Source organism: Streptomyces sp. IBSBF 2435, from assembly GCF_036815005.1.
Taxonomy (GTDB): domain Bacteria; phylum Actinomycetota; class Actinomycetes; order Streptomycetales; family Streptomycetaceae; genus Actinacidiphila.
In genome coordinates this window covers 1-2,528 of record NZ_JAJSYW010000353.1, presented here as the reverse complement: position 1 = coordinate 2,528, position 2,528 = coordinate 1, and the positions used below count along the sequence as shown (strand labels likewise).

At 75.6% G+C, this 2,528-nt stretch carries 1 protein-coding gene; it reads left to right on the top strand.

Annotation, left to right across the window (positions count from 1 at the left end):
* Positions 1 to 536 precede the first annotated feature (536 nt).
* Positions 537 to 2,528: PAS domain-containing protein (locus V7E46_RS33280; RefSeq protein ID WP_333771888.1), on the top strand; the 1,992-nt coding region annotated here is incomplete at its 3' end.

Genomic DNA, 2,528 nt, shown 5'->3' with positions numbered 1-2,528 from the left:
CCCCTGCCCCACCAACGGCGTACCCGGCGGCCCGCCCGCGCTCGCGGCGTAAGCCCGGCCCTCGCGGCGTAAGCCCAACCGGGTTCGAGGCACGGCTCGCGGCCCGAACCGAGCCGGTGGCCCGGGGCGTGCTCCACGAGGGCCGCTACCTGCATCCGGCCGGGATCGCGCCGCGCGGCCGGCAAGCAGCGCGTGGCCAGGGCGCGCCCCTGCGAGGGCCGGCGTCCGTCCGGGCCGCGCCACCGCCCAAGCCCGGCCCGGGCCAAGGGCCCCGCGAACCCCGAAGCGCCGTCCCACCCGTGACGCACACCACACAAACCCCGCACATATCCGAACCCCTATACGCACAGCCCCACATGGGCATCCGAGACCGCGCCCGGGAGCCCGACCCGTACACTCGGTCTAGTGACATGTCCCGGGGGTGGCGGCAAGATGGGCCGCCCGTGAAGACAGCTGACGGCGCCGGCGGGAGTACGCCGTGCGCGGCAGGCCGCCCGGGGCAAGAACAGCAGCGGTAAGCAGAGAGGACGCGTCTCGTGAGCAGCAGGCCATCCAGAGGCGCTGCTCGCCTCGCTTCCATACTCGACGCCCTCCCCGACGCGCTGCTGCTGGTCGACGTCAACGGCACTGTGGTGAACGCGAACGCGATAGCGCTGGAGACCTTCGAGTCGCCCGGGACCGGCCTGGTCGGGCGGGGCCTGCTCGACCTGCTGCCGTCGTTCGACTCCAAGCGCATCCCCGGGTCGATGCGCAGCCCGCGCGAAGCCGCCGAGGACACCCGCACGAAGCCGACCCGGATGGTCGCGCGGCGCACCGACGGGACGGAATTCCCGGTCGAGGTGACCAGCGCCAACCTGGAGAACGGCCGCAGCCCGTACGCCGACTACGGCGACGGGGTGCCGCACTACACCGGCGACGAACTGCTCATGCTGGTGGTCCGCGACCTGACCGGGACGATGGACACCGAGGCCGAACTCGCCCGCCAGCAGCGGCAGACCGAGATGATCCTGCGGGCCGCGGCCGAAGGCGTCGTCGGGGTCGACACGGCCGGCAAGGTCGTCCTGGTAAATCCGTCGGCCGCGCAGATCCTCGGCTACCGGGCCACCGACCTCGGCGGCAAGGAACTGCACCCGCTGGTGCACCATTCGCGGCCGGACGGCAGCCCGCTGGCGTACGAGGAGACCCCGCTCGCCGACACACTGCGCAGCGGGCGCAAGCACCGGGTGCGCGGGCAGGTGCTGTGGCGCAAGGACGGCAGACCGGTGCCGGTCGATCTGACGACGGCGCCGGTGCGGGACGGCGACCAGCTGGTCGGCGCGGTGATGACCTTCACCGACCGTTCGGCGTACGACGCGCTGGCCGCCCGCAGCGGGCAGTTGAGCGCGCTGCTCGACACCTCGCTGCGCGGGCCGCTGGCCGAGCTGCGGGGCGAGCTGACCGGGCTCGCCGCCGACCCGGCCGGGCAGTTGTGGCCCGAGGCCAACCAGATTCTGCACCACCTGTCCGCGGGATACGCCCGGATCACCACCCTCATCGACAATGTGCTGGCCTTCCAGCGGCTCGACCGCGGCGAGGACAAGCTGCACCGCGAGGACATCGGGCTCGACCAGGTGATCGCGGCGGCCATCGATGGCGCGACCGAGCTGATCGGGCCGGGGCGGGCGCAGTTCGCGGTGCACGCGCCGCCGATCGAGGCGTCGGTGGACGGCGAGCGGATGGCGCAGGCCCTCGCCCACCTGGTCGCGGACGTCGCCGGCGTCGACTCGGCGGGCAACGCCATCGCCTACGCGGGCGACTCCACGATCGTGGTGGCCGCGGCCCAGCGCGGTGACGTGATACGGATCGACGTACGCGGCCCGCACGCCGGCGGCGACCCGGTGCATCTGCCGCTGGCCCGCGGCATCGTGGAGCGGCACGGCGGTGTGCTGCAGGCCCACGAGGTGCCCGGCCAGGGCAGCGCCTACGTTTTGGAGGTGCCGGCCGGCAAGGGCGGCGGCGGCCGTACGCGGCAGGCACGCGAGAAGGACGACGCCCCGGGCGCCGAGGACCAGGGCGGTACGCGTACGGGCGGCGGCGCGCGGGCGGCCGACGCGGGCGAGCAGGCCCGCGACTCCGAGACCACCGTGATGCCGCTGCCGTCACAGCCCGCTCGCGGCACGCACGGCCAGGAGGCGCCCGGCGCCCGCAAGCCGGCCGACGACGCCGCGTCCTGGCCCGCACCCGACACCCCGGACCAGGGCGGCAGGACCGACGACCAGGACGCCTCCGGCGCGCCGACCGGGCGCCGGCGCGCGCTGCGCAGGCCCGAGGGCCGCCCCGCCCCCGTGGAGGCGGCGCCAGCGCCCCAGCAGCCCACAGGACGCCGCCGGGCCCGTAGCGACGAGCCCCAGGGCCGGGCCCCGGAGCGCGCCGAACTGCCCGCCGTGCCCATTCCCAACGCCCTCCCGCCGGCCGGCGCCGACGCCGCTCCCGAGGGCACCGGGCGCCGAGCGGTCCGCCGCGCCGTCGAACCCCCCGCCGCACCGGCC